The 23138-nt window shown below is 43.6% G+C and carries 22 protein-coding genes; 15 read left to right on the plus strand and 7 right to left on the minus strand.

Annotated features, from left to right (window positions below; translation table 11 throughout):
* Positions 1-255 precede the first annotated feature (255 nt).
* The gene (locus IP510_RS10855; RefSeq protein ID WP_194364854.1) at positions 256-1617 is read left to right on the plus strand and encodes a Na+/H+ antiporter family protein; all 1362 of its coding nucleotides are present in this window, start codon (positions 256-258) and stop codon (positions 1615-1617) included.
* A 128-nt stretch (positions 1618-1745) separates the two neighbouring features.
* On the opposite strand, the gene IP510_RS10860 is transcribed toward IP510_RS10855, so the two are convergent.
* Both IP510_RS10860 and IP510_RS10865 read right to left on the minus strand, forming a co-directional pair.
* Positions 1746-2000, minus strand: a complete 255-nt coding sequence (locus IP510_RS10860; RefSeq protein ID WP_194364855.1) for a hypothetical protein — start codon at positions 1998-2000, stop codon at positions 1746-1748.
* The gene (locus tag IP510_RS10865; protein ID WP_194364856.1) at positions 2000-2650 is read right to left on the minus strand and encodes a 5-formyltetrahydrofolate cyclo-ligase; all 651 of its coding nucleotides are present in this window, start codon (positions 2648-2650) and stop codon (positions 2000-2002) included. Before IP510_RS10865 ends, IP510_RS10860 begins: the two co-directional genes overlap by 1 nt.
* Positions 2651-2848: 198 nt before the next feature.
* Here IP510_RS10865 and fumC point away from each other — a divergent pair, with 198 nt between their 5' ends.
* The 3 genes from fumC to IP510_RS10880 all read left to right on the plus strand — a co-directional run bounded on the left by fumC (position 2849) and on the right by IP510_RS10880 (position 5848).
* Positions 2849-4252 carry a class II fumarate hydratase gene (fumC, locus tag IP510_RS10870; RefSeq protein ID WP_010196317.1) on the plus strand — a complete coding sequence of 468 codons (1404 nt, stop codon included), beginning with the start codon at positions 2849-2851 and terminating at the stop codon, positions 4250-4252.
* A 144-nt stretch (positions 4253-4396) separates the two neighbouring features.
* Positions 4397-4924 carry a peroxiredoxin gene (locus IP510_RS10875; protein ID WP_149409229.1) on the plus strand — a complete coding sequence of 176 codons (528 nt, stop codon included), beginning with the start codon at positions 4397-4399 and terminating at the stop codon, positions 4922-4924.
* A gap of 456 nt (positions 4925-5380) precedes the next feature.
* Positions 5381-5848, plus strand: a complete 468-nt coding sequence (locus tag IP510_RS10880; RefSeq protein ID WP_194364857.1) for a hypothetical protein — start codon at positions 5381-5383, stop codon at positions 5846-5848.
* A 150-nt stretch (positions 5849-5998) separates the two neighbouring features.
* On the opposite strand, the gene IP510_RS10885 is transcribed toward IP510_RS10880, so the two are convergent.
* The 4 genes from IP510_RS10885 to IP510_RS10900 all read right to left on the minus strand — a co-directional run bounded on the left by IP510_RS10885 (position 5999) and on the right by IP510_RS10900 (position 9757).
* A complete protein-coding gene (locus IP510_RS10885) occupies positions 5999-6811 on the minus strand; it encodes a MipA/OmpV family protein (RefSeq protein ID WP_194364858.1) in 813 nt (270 codons plus the stop codon).
* 134 nt (positions 6812-6945) lie between these two features.
* Positions 6946-7959 carry a rhomboid family intramembrane serine protease gene (locus tag IP510_RS10890; protein ID WP_194364859.1) on the minus strand — a complete coding sequence of 338 codons (1014 nt, stop codon included), beginning with the start codon at positions 7957-7959 and terminating at the stop codon, positions 6946-6948.
* A gap of 125 nt (positions 7960-8084) precedes the next feature.
* Complete coding sequence (locus IP510_RS10895) at positions 8085-9284, minus strand: alpha-hydroxy acid oxidase (RefSeq protein ID WP_194364860.1); 1200 nt, start codon at positions 9282-9284, stop codon at positions 8085-8087.
* Positions 9285-9442: 158 nt separating this feature from the next.
* On the minus strand, positions 9443-9757 hold the full coding sequence (locus tag IP510_RS10900) for a glutaredoxin family protein (protein WP_194364861.1): 315 nt from the start codon (positions 9755-9757) through the stop codon (positions 9443-9445).
* Between the two features lie 301 nt (positions 9758-10058).
* On the opposite strand from IP510_RS10900, the gene mtgA reads away from it, so the two are divergent.
* The 6 genes from mtgA to IP510_RS10930 all read left to right on the plus strand — a co-directional run bounded on the left by mtgA (position 10059) and on the right by IP510_RS10930 (position 14560).
* A complete protein-coding gene (mtgA, locus tag IP510_RS10905; protein WP_194364862.1) occupies positions 10059-10745 on the plus strand; it encodes a monofunctional biosynthetic peptidoglycan transglycosylase in 687 nt (228 codons plus the stop codon).
* A 93-nt stretch (positions 10746-10838) separates the two neighbouring features.
* A complete protein-coding gene (gene ppk1 / locus IP510_RS10910; RefSeq protein ID WP_227669673.1) occupies positions 10839-13100 on the plus strand; it encodes a polyphosphate kinase 1 in 2262 nt (753 codons plus the stop codon).
* Positions 13101-13373: 273 nt separating this feature from the next.
* Complete coding sequence (locus IP510_RS10915; RefSeq protein WP_194364864.1) at positions 13374-13544, plus strand: hypothetical protein; 171 nt, start codon at positions 13374-13376, stop codon at positions 13542-13544.
* 82 nt (positions 13545-13626) lie between these two features.
* Complete coding sequence (locus IP510_RS10920) at positions 13627-13875, plus strand: hypothetical protein (RefSeq protein ID WP_194364865.1); 249 nt, start codon at positions 13627-13629, stop codon at positions 13873-13875.
* Between the two features lie 38 nt (positions 13876-13913).
* On the plus strand, positions 13914-14207 hold the full coding sequence (locus IP510_RS10925; RefSeq protein ID WP_194364866.1) for a hypothetical protein: 294 nt from the start codon (positions 13914-13916) through the stop codon (positions 14205-14207).
* A 152-nt stretch (positions 14208-14359) separates the two neighbouring features.
* Entirely contained in the window at positions 14360-14560 is a 201-nt protein-coding gene (locus tag IP510_RS10930) for a hypothetical protein (RefSeq protein ID WP_194364867.1), read from the plus strand.
* 184 nt (positions 14561-14744) lie between these two features.
* Here IP510_RS10930 and IP510_RS10935 read toward each other — a convergent pair whose 3' ends face one another.
* Positions 14745-15431, minus strand: coding sequence for a tRNA-(ms[2]io[6]A)-hydroxylase (locus tag IP510_RS10935; protein WP_194364868.1), 687 nt, complete (start codon positions 15429-15431; stop codon positions 14745-14747).
* 617 nt (positions 15432-16048) lie between these two features.
* Between IP510_RS10935 and IP510_RS10940 the strand changes: the two genes are divergently transcribed.
* From IP510_RS10940 to IP510_RS10960, 5 genes are all read left to right on the plus strand, one after another.
* On the plus strand, positions 16049-18247 hold the full coding sequence (locus IP510_RS10940) for a malate synthase G (RefSeq protein WP_194364869.1): 2199 nt from the start codon (positions 16049-16051) through the stop codon (positions 18245-18247).
* Positions 18248-18861: 614 nt separating this feature from the next.
* A complete protein-coding gene (locus IP510_RS10945; protein ID WP_194364870.1) occupies positions 18862-19890 on the plus strand; it encodes a porin in 1029 nt (342 codons plus the stop codon).
* A 192-nt stretch (positions 19891-20082) separates the two neighbouring features.
* Positions 20083-21717: a CTP synthase gene (locus IP510_RS10950; protein ID WP_194364871.1), complete on the plus strand. Its 1635-nt coding sequence runs from the start codon at positions 20083-20085 to the stop codon at positions 21715-21717.
* A 223-nt stretch (positions 21718-21940) separates the two neighbouring features.
* Positions 21941-22816, plus strand: coding sequence for a 3-deoxy-8-phosphooctulonate synthase (gene kdsA / locus IP510_RS10955; RefSeq protein ID WP_194364872.1), 876 nt, complete (start codon positions 21941-21943; stop codon positions 22814-22816).
* A gap of 27 nt (positions 22817-22843) precedes the next feature.
* A complete protein-coding gene (locus IP510_RS10960; protein ID WP_194364873.1) occupies positions 22844-23098 on the plus strand; it encodes a heavy-metal-associated domain-containing protein in 255 nt (84 codons plus the stop codon).
* Positions 23099-23138 lie beyond the last annotated feature (40 nt).

Genomic DNA, 23138 nt, shown 5'->3' on the forward strand with positions numbered 1-23138 from the left:
TGATGGCATTGGTCTATGAAGGATACGACAGTCAGCAAATATAAAGAGGGTTTGGTCGATGTGGATCAAACTTGCTTGCTTGTGTGGATATCTACTCGGTTCTATACGTAGGCTTTATACCCAAAATAAGGTAAACTGGCGCGCGTCTAAAACAGGCTCTGATATTGAGAGGTTATAGACAATCGAGCGCTATTCATCAGTTGCAATATTCATAGGTCTCAATACGACCAAAGTATAAAGAACAAGGGGCAACACATGGCCATCAATGCAGTATTGCTAGCCGTTATTATTATGCTAGGGCTGTCGCTTTCGCGAGTGCACGTGGTGCTCAGTTTATTAATCGGGGCGCTGGCAGGTGGACTGCTAGCCGGTCTCGGCATTACCGATACGCTAAATGCCTTTCAAGAAGGCATTCGTAATGGCGCAGAGATTGCACTGTCGTATGCGCTGCTAGGGGCGTTTGCGGTCGCGATTGCCCATTCGGGTTTGCCGCAATCATTGGCAGGTGCTGTGATTAGGCGTATAGATACTGCTGGCACGAGTGGCATGATTAAGTACATGCTGTTTGCAGGCCTCATCACCATGAGCTGCTTTAGCCAGAACTTAATCCCCATTCATATTGCCTTTATTCCGCTACTGGTACCTCCACTATTATTGGCATTCAATCGCATGCACATCGATAGACGCCTGATTGCCTGTTTGATTACTTTTGGACTGGTCACCACCTATATGTTCATCCCTTATGGGTTTGGTGATATCTACCTCAATCAGATTATGCTCAAAAACGTGGGTGAAGCAGGCATTGATGTTAGTAATATCTCTGTGGTCAAGGCCATGGCGATTCCCGCACTAGGTATGCTCATTGGTTTGATAGTTGCTGTATTTATTAGCTACCGTAAACCGCGCACCTATCAGCAGATTGCGATAGATCAGCAAGCACACGATGCAGTTGTAGAAGGTGACGCCCTAAGCAAGACTGCTGCTGGTGCACAGTCGCAAAGCAAGCTAAAGACGCTGGTTGCACTAGCTGCTATCGTTACGGCTTTCGTCGTGCAGTTATATACTGATTCGCTACTACTTGGTTCGATGTTTGGCTTTGGTGTGTTTATGGCAACCGGCGTGGTGAAGTGGCGTGATGCTGATGGCGTCTTTAATGACGGTATCAAGCTGATGGCGATGATTGGCTTTATTATGATTACCGCGCAAGGGTTTGCGGAAGTCATGAAAGCGACTGAGCAGATTCAGCCATTGGTCGATGGGGCAGCTTCACTGTTCGGTGGTAATAAAGCAATGGCGGCATTTATCATGCTACTCATTGGTTTGATTGTGACCATGGGTATCGGTTCGTCATTCTCAACCATTCCTATTTTGGCTGCGATTTATGTGCCGCTGTGTATCTCGTTAGGATTTTCGCCATTGGCTACCGTGGCGATTATAGGTACGGCTGGCGCGTTGGGTGATGCAGGTTCTCCTGCGTCAGACTCGACTCTGGGACCAACCTCTGGTCTAAACATAGATGGACAGCATGACCACATTAAAGACAGTGTAATCCCCACTTTTATTCACTATAATATTCCTTTGTTAGTGTTTGGTTGGATAGCCGCGATGGTGTTGTAGTAAATGACTTGAATTGTTGGGTTTGATATAAAAGGTGGGCATAGCAACTATCGTAAATAGTAACTAATATAAACAGTCACTATGCTCGCCTTTTTTTATCTCTACTCATCGCTTAATCGATGTGTTTTCTAACAATCTTCATCAAAATCTCTTATCTCACCACTCAAACTACTCAAAAACTCATCACTTTGCGCCAGCAGTTTATTTAGACGCTCTTCATTGACTAGCCGTGTCATCTCATCAGCGCTAAAGGGCTGCTCTTGACTGTAGTAACGTAGCTCTCTAGCGTCCTCATTGCCTAATGTCTGCAAATATTCATCCACACTGTCTGCACTGGAATCAGCAGCGCTAGAGTCTTTTTCAAACTGTTTATCATCTTTCATTAAAACCACCTTATGCCGCTTGGCGTAATTAAGCCATCTAATGGCACATCCCACGGTTGACGGGCTAATTGTTCAGCCACTTGAAAGTCATAACACCAGCCAATTTTTAATGGCTTTTTAGCGCCCGACCGATAGCTTTTGCCAAGCGTTGTATCATAAAACCCGCCACCCATGCCCATACGATTGCCGTTTAGGTCGACCGCCACTAGCGGACAGATAATAACATCCAATTCTCGCGCCCAAAGTAGTCGACGATGATGGTTTTGCTTCATACCTAACCGATGGATACGTGTCGGTATATTGAGTAGTTTTGAGTGATAAACAGGCACAAAACGCAATCGTTTATCATCACTGCCATTACTGGTACGCCCAAGTGAGCCGACGACTGGTAAATAAGGTAAATAGCCTAAGCGCCCGCACCAGTCTAATATTGGCTGAGTGGGTAGCTCACCAAAGCCATCGTAATATAGGCCAATACGCGCACGCTTTGGCAAACGCTGCTGTAGCTTAGATAGATGTGAACTTGCAGACTGAGCAAATTCTCTGCGTGCGCCGTTGCTTAACTGGCGGCGCTGGCGGGTAAAGTGTCGTCTGGGCGGGTTACTAACGGCTGATTCCTCTGATGCTGCGTTTTTTGGTTCAGGATGCATATTTATACTATCCACTAGTTTGTGAGTTTGATGATGACAGCTGCTTTTAGACGTTAGCAATGGCTATTTGTCAATATTCAACGGGTCGTAGTCATGCTATCATAACGCCACTTTACATCGTATTCTCCTTTATGTGCAGCAGCTGTTGCACTTTTTATCGTTCAGTTATTTAACAACAAACCAGTAAAGAGGGTAGTTATGTCGACACAGAATCAGGCAACTCGTACCGAAAAAGACACCATGGGCAACGTGGAAGTCCCAGCTGACGCTTATTGGGGTGCACAAACCCAGCGTAGCCGTGAGAACTTCAAAATCGGTGGCGAGACTTTGCCACGTCCGATGATTGAAGCAATGGCACTGGTCAAAAAAGCTGCTGCGATTACTAATGCAAGCCTAGAGCGTATCGACGCTGACAAGCGCGATTTAATCGTGCAAGCCGCTGACGAAATCATCAACGGTGGTCTAACGGATCAGTTCCCATTGGTTGTATGGCAGACGGGTTCTGGTACGCAGTCAAACATGAACATGAACGAAGTATTGGCCAACCGTGCCAACGAAATCGCTGGTTCTGAGCGCGGTAGCTACACGCCCATTCACCCAAATGACCATGTAAACCATGCACAGTCTACCAACGACAGTTTCCCAACAGCGATTCGTGTGGCTGCTGCTCGTCAAATCAATAGCTTATTGATCCCTGCAGTAAAAGCACTACGCGACACATTAGCGGCTAAAGCTAAAGAATTCGATAGCATCGTAAAAATCGGTCGTACGCATTTACAAGATGCTACTCCATTAACGTTAGGTCAAGAGTTCAGCGGCTATGTTAGCCAACTTGATCACTCATTGGTACGTATTGATAATGCGTTACAAGGTCTATATGAACTGCCATTAGGTGGTACTGCGGTTGGTACGGGTCTAAACGCGCATCCTGATTATGCAGTAACCGCTGCTGAGCAATTAGCGACTTTGACTGGCTTGCCATTCGTAACCTCACCAAACAAGTTTGAAGCGCTAGCCGCTCGTGATGCAGAAGTATTTGCATCAGGCGCACTAAAGACCCTAGCAGCCAGCTTAAACAAAATCGCTAACGATGTACGTTGGTTGGCATCAGGTCCTCGTTGTGGTCTAGGCGAATTGACGATTCCTGAAAATGAGCCAGGCTCTTCTATCATGCCGGGTAAAGTAAACCCAACTCAGTCAGAAGCATTGACGATGGTTGTCGCTCAAGTCATGGGTAACGATGTGACGATCAGCATGGCTGGCGCATCAGGTAACTTTGAGCTAAACGTGTATAAGCCAGTTATCGCGTTTAACTTATTGCAATCTATCAAACTATTGGGTGATGGCTGCAACAGCTTCAATGAAAACTGTGCCGTTGGTATTGAGCCAGTAAAAGATAAAATTGATGACTTCTTGCACAACTCATTGATGCTAGTGACTGCATTGAACCGTCATGTTGGTTATGAGAATGCTGCGAAAATCGCTAAAACTGCTTATAAAGAAAACAAAACATTGAAGCAAGTGGCGGTTGAGCTAGAGCTGCTAACTGAAGCGCAGTTTGATGAGTGGGTAATTCCTGCTGATATGGTGAATCCTAAGTAAGCAGTAGACCAAATGATGATGTGCTAAGGTGTCAGACTTGCTTAATGTACGACAAGTACAATTTGTATTGCTAGTAGCATCATCATATTTGTTCCACTGAGAATTTAGAAATAAAAAAAACAATAACCTAACTCGGAGTAAACAATGATTACCCATGTACCTGATATGACTTTTAAAACTCGTGTTCGTGATGATTCTATTGGAGGAGACAACCCGTTCACATGGTATGATTTAACCACAGATGAGTTATTTGCTAATAAGAAAGTGGTCGTGTTTTCTCTACCAGGTGCCTTTACGCCAACTTGTTCGACCAGCCATCTCCCTCGTTATGAAGCGCTTTATAATGAGTTTAAGGCATTAGGTATAGATGAAATAGTTTGTATTTCTGTCAATGATGCGTTCGTCATGTACCAATGGGGTCTAAAGCAAAACCGTGAAAACGTTTTCTTACTTCCTGATGGTAATGGTGAGTTCACTCGTAAAATGGGCATGCTGGTTGATAAGAGTAATGTTGGCTTTGGTATGCGCTCATGGCGTTATTCGATGGTTGTTGACAATAAAGAAGTTACAAAAGTGTTTAAGGAAGCTGATTTTGGCGACAACTGTCCAATAGACCCATTTGAAGTATCAGATGCAGACACTATGTTAGCGTATTTAAAAAGTAATGCTTAGATTCGATTGAGCTTATTGAGTATGCTTGATTTTTAGAGCTAAACGTCTATAATCCAGTTATCGCGTTTAACCTATTGCAAGCTATTAACTGAAGCGCAGTTTGATGAGTGGGGCGTTCCTGCTGATATGGTAAATCCTAAGTGAGTTATTAAATACTTCTTAGCACAGAAAAAGACCTTGCCAAGTGGTGAGGTCTTTTTTTTGGTTATAGACGTATGAACAGTTCTGTTTTATATGTGTTTTTTTTAATAGGATACATCAAGCAACTGAGATGATATTCTTGACTAACATATTAATATTTATTAACCAAAAATATATGTTTTCAGAAATTTATCCCATGCAGGTTTTATGAGTATAGATAGGTTAATGAGTATCTTGCCTATGTGTATACGGTAATGAAGAAATTTTTTACAAGATATACTAATCATAATTAAATTAATTTATTGAGGATTAAGTATGGATGCATGGATAGGTCTGTTCGGTGTTTTAGTCGGTACCGCTTTGACACTGTTGTCAAATTTTTTCATAAACGAACGACAGCGTCGACATGAGTTAGTAAGGCTGGAAATTGAAAAGCAAAATGAAAGAAAGCAGTTTTTAAGGGAGAAGTATGAAGAACTTGTCAGTACTGTATATGAAATTAATAACTTAATTATAGATAAACTTAATACTTATGATGGTAGCCGCCAAAATTTTCTTAGTAACAATTATCACCAGATGGGTGTTAAAGTTCAAACCTTAATATGTACTTACTTTCATGGTCTAGATGATGTGATATCAGAATTCGTGTTAATGGCACACGAAGTAAACGATGCTATATTAACTAGCAAAATTACTGAAATAGATGAAAAGATAGATAAGCTAGATATAGTTAGGGAAAAGGTTTTGAAAGAGCTTAAAAATTACGCTGAAATATACACATAGAAAAATATTAGAGTTCATCCAACGCAATAATCTCAAAACTACTAATTTTATCGGTGCGCTAAGCACACTCTACATATAAAATTATTCAATAAAAAAGACCTTGCCACATTATGTGCCAAGGTCTTTTTCTTATCAAAAATCTAATCTCACTTAAAACTTATAAAGCAAACCAAGCGTCGTCGTTGACTCAGTACGTGAGTCGACCATTGGGCTATCGTATTGCTCATTTGGTACATAGCTTAGGCTTTGGTTGGCAAACCCTGCCCAGCGCTTATTGAAATCATAGTTGGCACTGATATTCACATAAGGGTTCAAGCTTGAGTTGGATTTATAAGTGGCAACACCTGTCTCTGCGGACTCTTCTTCACTGACGCCATAATAGTATTCGTTGTAGTCAGCATCATGATACTCAAAACCAATGCTTGGATAGACGGTGAGCTTGTTTCTGGTGATTCTAGCAAGATACGTCAAGCGAGCTGTATTGCCACCGCTACGATCGAGCACGTCTGTACCTATCTGAGCGCGAAAGCCACCAATAGGGGTGCGGCGTTGATAGCTCAGACCTGCCTCTGCTGATGCCTTACGCTCATCAAGCCCTTGAAGCGCACCATTGGCATCATCAGGATCGAACTCGCTACCAGCAAGCTTGGCATAGGCAGACAACTGATTGACGCCATCATTGATTGCATAGACACCGGCTTGAGCACCGCGCAAATAAACTCTATTGTTGTCATAAAATGCACCTGGTAGCACCCGCACTTCAGTGTTGTCTTCGAGATCGTAGGCTGAGTTGACTGCCATGACATTGACCCCAACGCTGAACTCAGCGTCCTTGTCAGTCGGTAAGTTTTCATTAAAAAGTGCGGCGTTAGACAAGCTAGCGACACTAAATAGAGCAGTAGCGGTTAACGCACTAAACATAGTACGTGTAGTGGTGTTAGGGAGCGCGGCAAGATTTAACATAATTGGGTCTCGTGAGTGAGTATAGATAACTGAGTGATGCGATTGGGAAAAACGTGTTCAAAATGGGAAGCAATAAAACGAATCAGTATGCGGTTTTTGGGAGCTATATAGCAATGATAGATAAGTATGAGCATTTACTCAATGGCTTTTAGTACTTGTAGGATTTGCTGATGAATATCTTGCCACCACCAGACAAAGCCAATGCTAATGAGTAGCATCGCCATCCACGGTAATAGCTGCCAAATAAAGGATGCTTTTTTCAGTGCTTTGGGTTCAATAGCCGTATGATGCATATCTGAGGTATTCACATCATAGTCATCATACGCAACCTTTTCATCGATTGAATTGGCATCAAGGTGAGGCGACTGGTCATTAGGTTCGGCATCATAATGACCTTGATTATCAAGTTGGTCATTATATTGACTATTATAGGATGTGTTGTCTTGAGTATGATACTGATAGCTAGTTTGATAAGGGTTGATATGGCGCTGCTGTTGAATAGCGGCGTTTTGTAGAGCGACTGCCAACCGCTGACGGTAACCAATCGCAAAAGCCAAGGCAATCACGAGCCCAGTGATTGCACCGCCGATATGACCCGCGTTATCTATACCCGGTACGGCAAAGCCATAGACAAGGTTGATACCCATGATGAATATCAGGCTTTTGAAATTCAGCACCATGCCATTGACCGATATCTTGAATAGTGCCGCGATTAATAATGCTGCGCCGATACCCATGATGCCGCCTGACGCGCCAGCTGATAGTCCAGGCTGTCCGGTACCTGCGATGATATCCTGCCACGTAATATAGCTGTTGAGTAAGTTACCACCGATTGCCGCCAGTAAAAACAACGCTAAGAACTTGGCTGAGCCAAACATCGGCTCGGCAATCTGCCCAAAAAAATACATCGCAAAGCCATTAAACAATAAGTGCATCAGTCCAATGTGCAAAAACGCACTGCTGACCAATCGCCATGGCTGTTCCTGCATGGTGTAAGGCAGTGCATTTGCGCCCCAGTTTAGCAGCGACTCCGTTGAGGGATTATTGGCATCGACGCCTGTCAGTACCTGCATGATAAATAGCCCAATAAAACTGGCTAATAGCAGGGTAGTGACAGGGGCTGTTTTTAATAATTGTTGAATGGTCATAAAGGCGAGATATCATTAGAATGTTATCAATACAGTATAAAGGGTATGGTCGAATAATGTCATACATCTGCATGACATTATGAATTAAGGAGTAGTGTTCTTGATAGCTTGTCTTAACGACAGTCTTAACGATGAGCCACGTTGAGGTTCTCATAAGTGCCTTTTATCAAGATGTCCTCTTTGACCTTATTTATATCGGTATGACCACAGAACGCCATAGACAGATCACACTCTTTATAGAGGATCTCAAGCGCACGGCGTACTCCATCTTCACCATAAGCACCCAGACCGTAAAGAAAAGCACGACCAATCATCGTACCTTTTGCACCTAATGCCATGGCTTTTAGCACATCTTGACCAGAGCGAATGCCACTGTCTAACCATACCTCGATATCGCTATCCTCAGCATGCACGGCTTGTACAATGTCCGACAGCGCAGAGATTGAGGAGGGTGCGCCATCTAATTGACGACCGCCATGATTAGAGACCACCAAGGCATCGGCACCGCTACGGGCAGCCATGATGGCATCTTCAGGATCCATAATACCTTTGACAATGAGCTTACCGCCCCACATGTCTTTGATACGTGCGACATCATCCCAGCTCAATCGCGGATCAAATTGCTCCTCTGTCCATGAGCTCAATGAGGACAAATCTTTAACGCCTTTGGCATGACCGACGATATTACCAAAGCTACGGCGTTTGGTGCCGAGCATGTTCATGCACCATTGTGGCTTGGTCATTAGGTTGATGATATTGGTCAGAGTCGGCTTAGGCGGTGCAGATAAGCCATTTTTGATGTCCTTATGGCGTTGACCCATGACTTGCAAGTCGGCAGTTAATATCAGTGCCGAGCAATTGGCGTCTTTTGCCCGTTGAATCAGATTGGTCATATAGTCTTGATCGCGCATCACATACAGCTGAAACCAAAACGGCGCACTAGTATGGGTGGCGACATCTTCGATAGAGCAGATACTCATGGTCGAGAGTGAGAAAGGCACGCCAAATTTTTCAGCCGCGCGCGCCGCATGAATCTCGCCATCTGCCCACATCATGCCAGTAAATCCAGTGGGGGCAATGGCGACTGGCATCTTGACAGATTCACCAATCATTTGTGTCGCCAGACTGCGATTGTCCATATCGACCAATACCCGCTGTCGCAGCTTGATACGGTCAAAGTCGGTTTCGTTACTGCGATACGTGGTCTCAGTCCATGAGCCTGAATCGACATAGTCATAAAACATACGCGGCACTTTACGTTCAGCGACACGGCGCAGGTCTTCAATTTCTGTGATTTTTTTTAAGACAGGTTTTAATGCTTCCATGATTTGTCACCACCTAGTCATTGTAATAGGGCATCTTTATTATATAGTCGAACCACTCTTAAAGTGTTAGGGCGTTAGACCCGCTTAGCCTACGACTGTCGTACTTGCGCTCGTCTGCCTTGTACCATTTTTAACATTGATTGACTATAAGGTTGATATTATTGAGTGAGCAGCTGCTGCAAATCCATCACCGAAAACGGATAGTTTAAGCGCTTAGAGGGTGTCAAAATTACAGGAATGGTCGTGGCGAACGCCATCATAAGCATCTCATCAAAGTCTGCAATATCGACTTTTTGATAGCTAATCGGTTGTACCGCCTGAAACTGGGTGATTATTTGCTCAGCGATATCACATAAATGACAGCCTGACGTGCCCAGTAGCCACCATTGATGGCGGTTTTCAGCAGTGCCAAGGCTGGCATTGGTTGCAATAATCTGTGCCCGTAGTGCATCTATATTATTATCATCGTGCATGACTATTCTCTCATCTCAACATTCTCTTATTCCGATATCTACTTAATATCCGTCGCAACGCGCTTGGTGTCAATAGGTATTGATTCACCACTGATCGCAGATCTTGCTCTCAACGTACTTTAACGCATTCTGGGCTTATTACATCATAAAGAAGTGGGGTAAATAATGACAGCGATTGTGAGATTAGGTAAGATGACCTGCTGTTGGTGATTACTGATGACGGGCTTAGGGTCACGGATTCACACTTGCCAACAGGTCACCTATTTTACCTTATTACCTTTTAACCAATCGGATATCGCGCATGACAAGTTTTGGCACATTCATCAAACGACTGTTATTGGCACTTATGTTGTTGGTCGTCGCCTTCCATGTATTGGTCGTTGGACTGCTATTGATTTGGAAGACTCAGCCGATTAATAACAGCATGTTTATGTTGACCCATCGCCTCACAGGTGGCACGGTCACGCAGACGTGGGCTGAGTACGATGCTATCGCCAAGTCTGCCAAGCAAGCAGCGATTGTGAGTGAGGATTCGACGTTTAGTCAGCATAATGGCTTTGATTTTAAAGGTATTCAGGCGGCACAAAAGAAAAATGAGGAATCGGGAAAAAAGTCTGCTGGTGGCTCAACGATTACCCAGCAATTGGCAAAAAACTTGTTTTTGACCTCGCATCGCTCTTATGTGCGTAAAGCGGAAGAGGCGGTGATTACCGTGATGATTGAGACGCTGTGGGACAAGCAGCGCATCATGACCGCTTATCTCAATGTGGCCGAGTTTGGTAATGGTATCTATGGGATCGATGCAGCGGCGCACCACTATTTTGATAAGTCTGCGGCCAATCTGAATCGAGATGAGTCAGCACTACTGATTGCGATGCTGACCAATCCCAAGTATTACCAAGACAATCAAGGCGACAAAGCCCTACGTAACAAGCAGCGCATTATCAAAAAACGCATGAAAAACGCGGTATTGCCGCAAGCGTCTTAGGGCGTTTGTGTGGTGCCATACCCGTTTAGACAGATGATGAAATATAAGATGATGGTGTATCGATAACGCAAAAGGAGTAGTGAGGTGGTAGAGATGACTAACAATCAGAATAATAATGACAATACTAACAAGATGATTGATATGAATAGTGTTGATGACAGGGTTAACATCTTTATAGATGATGACAGTAATACAGACAGCCCAATCGACATTCCAATCGACAGTCATCAGGTTAATCTGGCCGAAATCGACTGGCAACGCTCAGAAGATGGCAATTACTCGGCTAATAGCTATATCAATCGCGATTTGTCTTTATTGCAGTTTCACCTTCGTGTCTTAGCACAAGCAGCCAGTCCTCGCCATCCACTGTTAGAGCGTTTGTTTTTCCTGATTATTTTTTCATCCAACCTCGATGAGTTTTTTGAGATTCGTGTTGCAGGTATCATGCAAAAGCTCAATATCGCTGATGTCTCCACCAGTGCCCATGGTATGCGTCCTAGCGAAGTGTTGAACGAGATATCGGCCATCACTCATGAGGCGATCAGTGAGCAGTATCGTATTTTGAATGAAGATATCTTGCCGGCCCTTGCACTCGAAGATATTCGCTACCTAAAACGCGAAGAGCTTAATGCTAAGCAGTCGGCATGGATGAAGCGTTATTTTACCGAGCAAGTATTGCCAGTATTGACACCGATCAGTATCGATCCGGCGCATCCGTTTCCTAGACTGGTCAATAAGAGCCTAAACTTCATCGCCACATTAGAGGGCAAAGATGCCTTTGGACGTGATATTAATTTGGCGATTGTCCCTGCGCCTCGTAGTCTGCCGCGCGTGATTCGCCTGCCAGATGAGCTCACGGGTGGCAAAGAGCATCATGTCATGCTATCTGCGATCATTCATGAGCATATCGGTGAGTTGTTTCCTGGCATGAGTGTGACGGGTTGTCACCAATTTAGGCTAACGCGTAATGCCGATCTGGATTTGGCAGATGATGTTGAGGACATTGCCAAGGCACTAGAGGGCGAGCTTGAAAACCGCCGTTTCGGTGACAAAGTGCGTCTAGAAGTCACCACCAATTGCCCTGCGCACATCAGTGACTATCTACTCAATGAGTTTGAGCTGCATGCCAATCAGTTGTACCGTGTCAATGGTCCTGTCAATCTGACGCGCTTGTTGTTTGACTTTAATATTCCTAAGCTGCGCTATCAGCCATTTACCCACATCTTGCCAAAAGCATTTCGCCGAGAAATGGACAAATCAGACAAGTCGACCAGTATGTTTGCTGCTATGCGTAAGAGCGACGTGCTGGTTCATCATCCTTTTCATTCGTTCGCGCCCATTATTAATTTGCTGTGGCAGGCTGCTAGTGATCCGAAAGTCTTGGCAATCAAACAGACGTTATATCGGTCAGGTACCAATTCAGAAATCGTCAAGGCACTGGCTGCTGCTGCCCGTAATGGCAAAGAAGTCACGGCGGTTATCGAGCTGCGTGCGCGTTTCGATGAGGCGTCCAATATTGCTGTTGCCAACTATTTACAAGAGGCTGGTGCGGTCGTGGTTTATGGTATCGTAGGTTATAAGACCCATGCCAAGCTAATGCTGATTGTGCGCCGCGAGGATGACCGAATCCATCGTTACGTGCATCTGGGTACAGGTAACTATCATGCGGCCAATGCCAAGGTCTATACCGATTATGGTTTGTTTAGCGCAGATCCTGATATCTCAGAAGACGTTCATAAGATTTTCCAAGAGCTGACGGGCATGGGTAAGCCTGCCAACCTCAAAAAACTGCTACATGCGCCGTTTACACTGCACGAAAAACTGATGAGCTTTATTGATGATGAAATCGCTCATGCCAAGGCAGGCAAGCGCGCTCATATTATTATTAAAGCCAACGCACTCACTGAGCGTCGCCTGATTGATAAGTTATATGATGCCTCACAAGCAGGCGTCACCATTGAGCTGATACTACGCTCTATGTGTTGCTTACGTCCGCAAGTAAAGGGTCTGTCTGAAAACATCACGGTACGTTCTGTCATCGGGCGCTTCTTAGAGCATACGCGCATCTATTATTTCTACAATGGTGGCGATGAGCGTCTGTATTGTGGTAGTGCCGACTGGATGGATCGTAACTTATTCCACCGAGTAGAGGTGGCTTTCCCAATTGAAAACAAAAAACTGTTTAAACAGATTTACCAAGATGGGTTGCTCAATTACCTGAAAGATAATACACAAGCATGGGCACTCGATGGTACGGGCGTTTGGCAGCAGTTAGAGCCAGCAGTAGGCGAGGAGCCACATGTCGCCCAAGAGTATTTATTAAAAACGATTAATCGTGTTGAAGAGTCTAGCTAACCTGCATCAGTGTTTTTAGCGAATGATTGACCATTTAACTGACTATCTAACCAAGCACTGGTAAATACTGGTGCTTGGTTTTTTTGTGCTAACAAATTGCAAAAGTTACAAACTGTCTTGTAACCTCACATATATTCACACATTGATACGGCAGCACACTGGTACATGACGCAATATCCTACTTATAATTGATGTCACTGCTAGCGTTGGTCAATATGAATGAGCTAATGCAGCAAGACTGACAAAACCAATTATAAAACTAGGAAATGCATTATGAGTACGACTAATAACGACACGTCAGATATCAAGAAAGCCGCTGAACAAGTAAACAGTCAAGAAGTCGAAAAAAATCTGAAAGAGAATAAAGACGTTGATGCCCCTGAGCAGCTCAGTGATGCTGAGCAGACCTCTTTTATTAACGATGAGCTGCGCACGGATAAGTAAGCACTCTAACGACATAACAAAAACGTAGAGTTAACATACCTAACCAAACGCGCACAACTAATAATAATGCGAAGGAGACGCTATGACTATTAATGAACAGACAGACACTGAAGAAAAAGTGGTGGTGGACGATCCAGCAGTTGCCGTGACAGAAAATCCGGAAGGCAGCTACGCGGGGCGTAAGCATGAGCCGGAAATAGATGGCCCCGAACAGGAATCACAAGAGACTGATGAAGTCTATGCCGATCCACGTAAACAAGAGAACCTCCCTGCTGGCGGTAAAGATGTCAGTGAATTGAACGCTTACGATCTAAGTCAAAAAAATAACTAACAAGTATTAATTAACAAAAAAATTATAAGGATACTGTTATGAAGCCGTATGAAAATACAGATAATGAAAGCGCAGAAAAATATACCACTACCAATAAAGGCACAGAGACACTTGAAGCTGGCATCGTAGGTTCAGAGCATGTGAATAAGAATGATGATCCTGCTCGCCAGCCTGACCGCCGTGACCAGCCAGGTAATGGCTTTGATGATAATATCAATGAAGAGACAGTGGGCAACGTATCGCCTAAAAGTAATGAAATTAATGATCTAAATCGTTATGCTACTGTTGATAATGCACAAAGTCGTACACTGAATACCGACTTAAAAGATTAAGACAATTCTTAATGGTAGAAAGTAATAAGTACAGTAAAGCAAACCGTTAATGTTCAATCAATCTTGAAATATTAATGATTGTTAGTGATAACCGATATTAACGACAACAAGGGTACGGTTTAAGCGCACAACTATGATTGCAAGGAATTCTAATGAATACGCAACAAGACAAAGATGACAGCACTGATTACAAACTAAAAGATTCGAACGACAATCATGGCATCGTACCTGATGATGCCTTGCAAAAAGTTAATCCAGCAGCGGCAGAAACAGCCACTGATGATCACGATCCGCATAATATTGCAAAAGACCACAAGCAGTATGACAGTACTTTAATGGAAGATGACAAGTAACATTTTAGATATATTGATAGCAGTAATATATAGATATCAATAAAAAGGCACTGCGTTTGATAGGAGTATAGAACCCCTATCAAACGCAGTGCCTTTTTGCTGTCTTTACTATTTTTTTGTCTCTACTTCCCAATAAAATAGTTATAAGAAGTAGTTATATATAAGATATAGAAAGCTTTTATCTTTAGGCAGGTGTGCCGCTATGAAAGCGTAACTCAGTGTCAGGACTGCTTATCAAATCAGCCTCTACGTTTTTGAAGAACGCAACTCGTTCATCAATATTCTCGTCCGACAATGATTGAGCCAGCGCGAGATAATCCTCGAAATGACGGCTTTCTGACTTGAGCAGATAGCGGTAGTATTTTGCCAGACGATCATCATTGATAACCTCGGCCAATGCAGCAAACCGCTCGCAAGAACGTGCTTCAATAAATGCCCCAATAATCAATACGTCGACCATCGCTGCAGGCTCATAAGTACGCTTGTGTTTTAGCATGCCTTTGGCGTAGCGACCAGCACCTAGATATGCCCAGTCTTGCCCGCGCTCATTCATGATACCTAGCACTTGCTCATAGTGCAGCATCTCCTCACGTACGAGCTGCGCCAACTTGCGTTGCAAATCATAAGAAAACTCATAACGAAACATCAAGTTCATGGCAGTACCAGCGGCCTTTTTTTCGCAGTTGGCATGGTCTTGAATAATCATCGGCAGATTTTCCATCGCAGCATCTACCCATGCTTGTGTGGTTCTATCACCTAAGAAATTATAAACAGGGGATAAATCGACTTTGATAGGCGTGCGTAGATGCGTGATATCGATGCTGTCTTCTGTCGTATCGTCAGAATGAATAGTGTCTATTGATGATTGCATAGGTGAAGAATCTTGCTGATTTATAGTCATAGTTTAAAGTGGCTTTGTTTATGAATGAAGGTTTTATCATCGTTTGGAGGATTATATTACTTATATAATCATATGACAAAGGCAGTTGATAGGGCTTAGGCGTGTGAGTCGTTGACCTATGTGTTCAATAGATGGCTTTTGTTTCTAGTTGGCTGTATCGGCCTAACAAGTGGGCGTGAAGTTTGCTCGATCATATGCCAAATGGTGGTTATAGCGCCTAGCGCTTACGAGCTATACAGTATCATTATTATACAACCCCAACATTTACTTAATAAATGGCGATTCCTTGTTTATTTTATTATTTGATAGTAGGATAATATTTTACGCTCTAGGGCATTCGTCTTATGAGCAGGCATTATTAAATAGTAGAGAGTATATCAATTGCCAATAGGCTATCAAAATATAAGATGTATAAAAATGCCTTATATAAAGGCTGTTAAAGTTATTGCTACTATGCTGATTAGACACTATAAAATTGAACAGATACCATAAAAATAGCCGTCAAATAGTGTATACGTTACTATTATAACCTCGCTATGGTAGCAGTTGAACACTACGACACTTCACGAATAGATAAGGATCACAACATGGGCCAGTCTTCTAACGCCAATCGCATTCAAAAAGGCATCCTTGCCATCGACCAGCAGTTATATGACTTTATTGAAAATGAAGTGCTACCAAAGGTCGGTTTTGATTCAGACAAATATTGGTCAGGTTTTGAGAAGGTCATTAAAGAATTTACGCCGCGTAATAAAGCACTGCTTGCGACTCGTGACACTATTCAAGCACAAATTGATCAGTGGCATTTGGATAACCCTGCAAAAGAAGGCACTATCGATTACCCAGCTTATAAGGCATTTTTGCAAGAAATTGGCTATCTGTTACCAGAAGGCGAGGACTTTACGGTCACTACCGAAAACGTAGATGACGAGGTGGCTCTGATTGCAGGACCGCAGTTGGTTGTACCGGTACGTAATGCTCGCTATGCACTGAACGCGACCAATGCCCGTTGGGGTAGCTTATACGATGCCTTATATGGCACCGATGTCATCAGTAATGACAATGGTCAAGAGGCGACAGGTGGCTATAATCCGACTCGCGGTGCTGCGGTTGTGGCATATGCCAAAGCGTTTTTGGATGAGCATTTTGCACTAGCATCAGGGTCATACAACGATGTGACTGGCTTCAAAGTAGTCGATGGCAAGCTTGAGATCGTACAAGGCGATGGCAGCACCGAGCTAAAAGAAACTGCTAAGTTTGTCGGTTTCGTTGGAGACGCTGAGCATCCTACTGGCGTACTACTAAAGAATAACGGCTTACATGCTGAGATTCAAATCGATAGCGACCATCCGGTAGGCAAAGACGATCCCGCCCATATCAAAGACGTCTTGCTTGAATCAGCCATGACAGCGATTCAAGATTGTGAAGACTCAGTCGCCGCCGTAGACGCAGAAGAAAAAGTGGAAGTTTATCGTAACTGGCTTGGCCTAATGAACAGCGATCTACAAGAAACTTTTGAAAAAGGTGGCAAAACGCGTACTCGTAAACAAAATCCAGACCGCGAATACACCACGCCAGATGGCGGCAAGCTGATTTTACCTGGCCGCTCGTTACTACTCATTCGTAACGTTGGTCACTTGATGCAAAACCCAGCAATTTTGGTGGATTTGGGTAATGGTCAAGAGCCAATATTTGAAGGTCTAATGGATGGTTTGATTACGCCGCTATTGACGCTTAATGATCTCAAAGGTAAAAACGAGCTATCAAACTCACGTAAAGGCTCAATGTATATCGTGAAGCCAAAAATGCATGGCCCTGAAGAAGTCAAAATGGCCAATGATTTGTTTAATGCCTCAGAAGACTTGCTTGGTCTAGAACGCAATGCACTCAAAATCGGCATTATGGACGAAGAGCGCCGCATGACGGTCAACCTAAAAGAGGCGATTCGCCAAGCAAAAGAGCGCGTTATCTTTATTAATACTGGCTTCTTGGATCGTACGGGTGATGAGATGCATACCAGTATGAATGCAGGCCCATTCGTGCCAAAAGGTGAGATGAAGTCGCAAGCATGGCAGCCCGCTTACGAGCAGTGGAACGTCGATATCGGTCTAGAGACAGGTCTACAAGGCCGCGCCCAAATCGGCAAAGGTATGTGGGCAAAACCTGACGAGATGAAAGAGATGATGGACACCAAAGCGGCGCACCCGAAGTCTGGTGCCAGTACCGCATGGGTACCTTCACCAACAGGTGCAACGCTGCATAGCATACACTACCATCAAGTGAATGTGACGGACGTTCAAGACAATTTAAAATCACGCAAGCGCGCAAGCTTGGACGATATTTTGACCATTCCATTGGCAAAAAATACCAACTGGACGGAAGAGGAAAAACAGCAAGAGCTTGACAATAATGCACAGGGTATCTTAGGTTATGTCGTGCGCTGGGTGAACCAAGGTGTTGGTTGCTCTAAAGTGCCTGATATCGACGACGTCGGTCTCATGGAGGATCGTGCAACGCTACGCATCTCTAGCCAGCATATCGCCAACTGGTTGCACCACAGCGTGGTGAGCGAGCAGCAAGTGATGGATACGATGAAACGTATGGCAAAGGTCGTTGATGAGCAAAATGCAGGCGATGATGAGTATCAACCGATGTCAAATGACTTGGACAACTCTTATGCGTTTAAAGCAGCCTGCGATTTGGTCTTCAAAGGTCGCGAACAGCCTAGCGGTTACACTGAGCCATTATTACATCAAGCGCGCTTAGATCTAAAGAAAAACGCTTAAAATGATAGATTGAGTATCATCTTTTAGGCAGACTTAAGCAAGTGAGCAAGATGATATATTATCCTATCTTGCTCGTTTGTGACTGTCATATGTGTTAAAAATAAGACCATCAATATTTTATGAGCGCTATTTATTTCTATATAAATAGCGCTTTTTTGGTTAATTACTGGATATTCGTTACTGCTATTTAAGATTGTCAGTAACGATATTAATCAATGTTTTCTGTATCTTATTGAGTCCATAGAAGTTTTTTTAGTGATTGCTCAAATATAATTGAATGTTAGTTATTCGATAATGGATGTATCGAAAAAGCAAAAAAACATGTTGCAAATTATGTCAAAGTTGTTATGCTTGTACTCGAAGTATGAGTTTGGTAACGGATGTTACGCAATGGATTGGTAAAGACGACAGATTACATGGCAGTTACGATATTAATCCCAGTTATGTAAATTATTGTTTTTCATCTTACTGTAATAAATATTCGCCACACTTGTTTCTGACTAATCTCGGTAGCCAGTTACACATTATATCTTTGAGGATTTGTGACGATACCATTATGGGCGCCAGCTAATAATAGCTTGCTCATTACTACAATTGTAAAGTGGAGATACCCCATGAAAAAACTACTTTTAGTTACAGCAATCGCAGCCCTATCTGTATCTGCAGCACAAGCAGCACCAACTATTTATGGTAAAGCTTTTTTAGCGGCTGACTATGTTAATGCTGAGTTTGATGGCCCTACTGGTAACATGTATGATGAAGATACAGTAGAGATTAACTCTCATGCTTCACGTATCGGCTTCAAAGGTTCTGAGGCGATGACTGCTAATACTGATGTTATTTATCGTTTAGAGTATGGCACTAGTCTTGATGGTGATAACGCTACTTTCAGTAACCGTGATACGTATCTTGGTATTAACAACAAGCAGTTCGGTGAGTTCCGTGTTGGTAAAAACCAATCAAGCCTAGCTCGTATTGACAACGTTGTTGTTAACCAAGGTTACTGGGATAACCTAGGTCAAAACAAAAATGAAGGCGAAGTAGTTGCAGCGCTAAATATGGCAGATAGTAACCGTATTGCAAGTTCAATCATTTGGACTGCACCAAAATACAACGGTCTACCATTACAACTGTCTGCAATGTATAGCTCTGATGATGCAAATAACAATGACAATGCAGGCTTCGGTGTAGCCATGTTGTTTGATCAAGGTACTGGCTTCACTGCTGGTGTTGCATACGACAAAGATCAAAACATCAATGGTGATATCATCCGTGGTACAGCGACTGTTGATCTAGGTAAGTACATGGCAGCTCCTGTTACTCTAGGCGCGCTATATCAAGTAGGCGATTATGATTACGGCTCTGAAAAAGAGAAAGGTCTAGTAATTAGCGCTCAAATGGGTCTAAACAACTTTACTTATCCAGCTGCTGTCTATGCACAGTACAACAATACTACCAATCTAGATGGTGATGATAACGCTGATTCAGATCAAATCGTTGTTGGTGGTAAATATATGTATAAAGACAACATCATTGCTCATGCCTATGCTGGCGTAAACAGTGCTGACAACGTTCCATACATGGGTACCAGAGGCGATGCTGATGTAGTGGTAGTTGGTACTGGCCTAGAATACTTATTCTAGTAACAACTAGCATTTGATTCTAAAAAAACTCATCCTTCGGGATGAGTTTTTTGTTATGTGGTGTTTTAATACTAAAAAAATGTTTATTACTGGCACGAAAAAATAAGAGTTTCAGCCAGTTTGCATTTTTGCCCTATATTTTATGGCGTATTTTTAGTAAAATCCTTCTTTACCAATTACCGACAGAGTACTATGACCAAGTTTATATTCGTGACCGGTGGGGTAGTGTCCTCACTAGGAAAAGGTATCACCGCAGCGTCTCTTGCAGCGGTCTTAGAAGCACGTGGCGTGACCGTCACGATGACCAAAATGGATCCGTATATCAACGTTGATCCAGGTACGATGAGCCCGTTTCAACACGGTGAAGTGTTCGTCACCGAAGATGGCGCAGAGACCGATTTAGATTTGGGTTATTATGAGCGCTTTTTACGCCACTCAAAAATGAGTAAAAGTAATAACTTCACCAGTGGTCGTATCTATCAGAACGTTCTTAATAAAGAACGCCGCGGTGAGTATCTGGGCGGTACGGTACAGGTTATTCCGCATATTACGGATGAGATCAAAAGCAAAATCCTTGCCAGTGGCGAAGGCTATGATATCGCCATTATCGAGATTGGTGGTACGGTTGGTGACATCGAGTCACTACCATTCATGGAAGCCGTGCGTCAGATGCAAGTAGAGCTTGGCCGCAATAGAGCCATGCTCATGCATCTTACTTTAGTGCCTTATATTGCCAGTGCTGGTGAGACCAAAACCAAGCCAACACAGCATTCAGTAAAAGAGCTGCGCTCTATCGGCCTACAGCCTGATATCTTAATCTGTCGCTCTGATCATCATATCTCACAAGACAACCGTCGTAAGATTGCGCTATTCACCAATGTAGAAGAGCGAGCGGTCATCATGTGTGAAGACGCACAAAGTATCTACCAAATACCGCGTACGCTACACGAGCAAGATCTTGATGATCTAGTCTGTGAGCGTTTCGGTCTTGATGTGCCAGAAGCGGACTTGAGCGATTGGGACAAAGTAGTCGAAGCACAGCTCAACCCTGAAGGCTCAGTGACAGTCGCTATGGTCGGCAAATACGTTGAGCTGCCAGATGCTTATAAATCAATCAATGAAGCATTGCTGCATGCCGGTATTACTCACAAGGTAGACGTCAAGATTGATTATATCGATGCGGAGCGTCTAGAGAGTGATGATAGCTTATTGGCACAGTTAAATAATGCCAATGCAGTGTTAGTGCCAGGTGGGTTTGGCGAACGCGGCACGATGGGTAAGATCAAAGCCATTACTTATGCTCGTGAGAACAACGTGCCATATTTGGGCATTTGTCTCGGTATGCAGTTGGCTGTGATTGAGTATGCACGTAATGTACTGAACATTAATGCCAACTCTTCTGAATTCGATCGCAAAACGGCCGAGCCTATCATTGGTCTTATCACAGAGTGGTTAGACGAGCGCGGTGAGCTACAGATTCGCAGTGATGATTCAGATCTTGGTGGCACCATGCGTTTAGGCGCACAGCAAGCTGAGCTGGTGTCTGGCAGCAAGCTTAGCCAGATCTATGGCGCAAACAATATCACTGAGCGTCATCGCCATCGCTATGAGATGAATAACCGCTATATCGAGCCGTTAGAGCAAGCTGGTATGACCATCTCTGGTTATTCTGCCAAGCAGCATTTGGTAGAGTCGGTTGAGATTTCTGAGCATCCATGGTTTGTGGCAGTGCAGTTCCATCCAGAGTTCACTAGCTCGCCACGCGGTGGTCACCCACTGTTTAACAGCTTTGTCAAAGCAGCGAAAAACCATAGCGAAACAAAGTAATCGCTAAAGTATAAGTTGCAATGTGAAAGTTTTGTTTTCACCAAAAAAGACTGATCTTCGGATCGGTCTTTTTTTTGCTTTGTCTTGAGTGATAGTAGACAGTATTATCTCGTGCTGAGCTTTGTGATTGATATCTAATTACGCTTGCACACTTTTTTTAATCGGTCTATCGGTTACAATATGGGACAAAGATATTCATAACAAAATAGAGGATAATGGGTTAATGGAAAATTTACTGACTGCACAATCACACATCGCGCTTAAGACACCAGATAATAAAACCATCAATATCGGCAATGACCAACCCTTTGTGTTGTTTGGTGGGATGAATGTTTTAGAGTCAAAAGAGTTGGCATTTGAGATTGCTGAGCAATACGTAGATATTTGCCAACGTTTGGGTATCGACTATGTGTTTAAAGCCAGTTTTGATAAAGCCAATCGTTCAAGTTTGCACTCTTATCGAGGCCCGGGGTTAGAGAAAGGCATTGATTGGTTGGGTCAAATCAAAGAAAAATTCCAAGTACCGATTATTACGGATGTACATGAGCCGCATCAGGCAGCACCAGTCGCTGAAGTGGCTGATATTATTCAATTGCCTGCGTTCTTGTCACGTCAGACGGATTTGGTGCATGCAATGGCCAAGACAGACGCGATTATTAATATTAAAAAAGCACAGTTCTTGGCCCCTCATGAGATGCGTCATATCGTTAATAAGTGCTTGGAGGGTGGCAATGACAAGCTGATACTGTGTGAGCGTGGTAGTGCCTTTGGTTATAATAATTTGGTAGTTGATATGCTCGGTTTTGACACCATGAAGCAGATGGATATTCCTGTGTTTTTTGATGTGACGCATAGCTTACAACAGCCAGGTGGCCGTAGTGATAGTGCTGGCGGACGCCGTGAGCAGATTACCACGCTGGCACGTGCTGGCATGGCAACAAGGATTGCAGGGCTGTTTTTAGAGGCGCACCCAAGCCCAGAAACCGCCAAATGTGATGGGCCTTGTGCGCTGCGTATGAGCCAGCTAGAGCCATTCTTGCATCAGCTTAAGCAACTTGATGACTTGGTCAAAGGCTTTGAGGTATTAGACACTCATTGAGACTAAAATTGATTGGAGGTTTTAACCATGGCTATTCAAACCGCTCAAGTCAATATCGAGAATATCGATGACGAGGAAGGTCTAGATAGTGTCATGACCGCTCTGAAAAACATTTCAGGCGTGACGGCGATAGATCTCGATCCTATTCATGACATCGCTACAGTGAGTTATGAGGATACAGATACTAGTATCCATGCCTTAACCGCAGCGATTAGTATGGTGGATTATGTGACTCAGCCATTTCCGATTGATTCACCGCAAAACCTGCATCATGATGACTAGATCGTAGGCTCATTTGGATGAGTAATCATTTGAATGAGCC

Origin of the sequence: Psychrobacter sp. NG254 (assembly GCF_015277735.1) — a bacterium.
Lineage (GTDB): Bacteria > Pseudomonadota > Gammaproteobacteria > Pseudomonadales > Moraxellaceae > Psychrobacter.

Excerpts from the sequence above, each read along its gene's own strand:
- IP510_RS10855 (WP_194364854.1), top strand. The coding sequence starts at position 256 with ATGGCCATCAATGCAGTATTGCTAGCCGTTATTATTATGCTAGGGCTG.
- IP510_RS10860 (WP_194364855.1), bottom strand. The coding sequence starts at position 2,000 with ATGAAAGATGATAAACAGTTTGAAAAAGACTCTAGCGCTGCTGATTCC.
- IP510_RS10865 (WP_194364856.1), bottom strand. The coding sequence starts at position 2,650 with ATGCATCCTGAACCAAAAAACGCAGCATCAGAGGAATCAGCCGTTAGT.
- fumC (WP_010196317.1), top strand. The coding sequence starts at position 2,849 with ATGTCGACACAGAATCAGGCAACTCGTACCGAAAAAGACACCATGGGC.
- IP510_RS10875 (WP_149409229.1), top strand. The coding sequence starts at position 4,397 with ATGATTACCCATGTACCTGATATGACTTTTAAAACTCGTGTTCGTGAT.
- IP510_RS10880 (WP_194364857.1), top strand. The coding sequence starts at position 5,381 with ATGGATGCATGGATAGGTCTGTTCGGTGTTTTAGTCGGTACCGCTTTG.
- IP510_RS10885 (WP_194364858.1), bottom strand. The coding sequence starts at position 6,811 with ATGTTAAATCTTGCCGCGCTCCCTAACACCACTACACGTACTATGTTT.
- IP510_RS10890 (WP_194364859.1), bottom strand. The coding sequence starts at position 7,959 with ATGACCATTCAACAATTATTAAAAACAGCCCCTGTCACTACCCTGCTA.
- IP510_RS10895 (WP_194364860.1), bottom strand. The coding sequence starts at position 9,284 with ATGGAAGCATTAAAACCTGTCTTAAAAAAAATCACAGAAATTGAAGAC.
- IP510_RS10900 (WP_194364861.1), bottom strand. The coding sequence starts at position 9,757 with ATGCACGATGATAATAATATAGATGCACTACGGGCACAGATTATTGCA.
- mtgA (WP_194364862.1), top strand. The coding sequence starts at position 10,059 with ATGACAAGTTTTGGCACATTCATCAAACGACTGTTATTGGCACTTATG.
- ppk1 (WP_227669673.1), top strand. The coding sequence starts at position 10,839 with ATGACTAACAATCAGAATAATAATGACAATACTAACAAGATGATTGAT.
- IP510_RS10915 (WP_194364864.1), top strand. The coding sequence starts at position 13,374 with ATGAGTACGACTAATAACGACACGTCAGATATCAAGAAAGCCGCTGAA.
- IP510_RS10920 (WP_194364865.1), top strand. The coding sequence starts at position 13,627 with ATGACTATTAATGAACAGACAGACACTGAAGAAAAAGTGGTGGTGGAC.
- IP510_RS10925 (WP_194364866.1), top strand. The coding sequence starts at position 13,914 with ATGAAGCCGTATGAAAATACAGATAATGAAAGCGCAGAAAAATATACC.
- IP510_RS10930 (WP_194364867.1), top strand. The coding sequence starts at position 14,360 with ATGAATACGCAACAAGACAAAGATGACAGCACTGATTACAAACTAAAA.
- IP510_RS10935 (WP_194364868.1), bottom strand. The coding sequence starts at position 15,431 with ATGCAATCATCAATAGACACTATTCATTCTGACGATACGACAGAAGAC.
- IP510_RS10940 (WP_194364869.1), top strand. The coding sequence starts at position 16,049 with ATGGGCCAGTCTTCTAACGCCAATCGCATTCAAAAAGGCATCCTTGCC.
- IP510_RS10945 (WP_194364870.1), top strand. The coding sequence starts at position 18,862 with ATGAAAAAACTACTTTTAGTTACAGCAATCGCAGCCCTATCTGTATCT.
- IP510_RS10950 (WP_194364871.1), top strand. The coding sequence starts at position 20,083 with ATGACCAAGTTTATATTCGTGACCGGTGGGGTAGTGTCCTCACTAGGA.
- kdsA (WP_194364872.1), top strand. The coding sequence starts at position 21,941 with ATGGAAAATTTACTGACTGCACAATCACACATCGCGCTTAAGACACCA.
- IP510_RS10960 (WP_194364873.1), top strand. The coding sequence starts at position 22,844 with ATGGCTATTCAAACCGCTCAAGTCAATATCGAGAATATCGATGACGAG.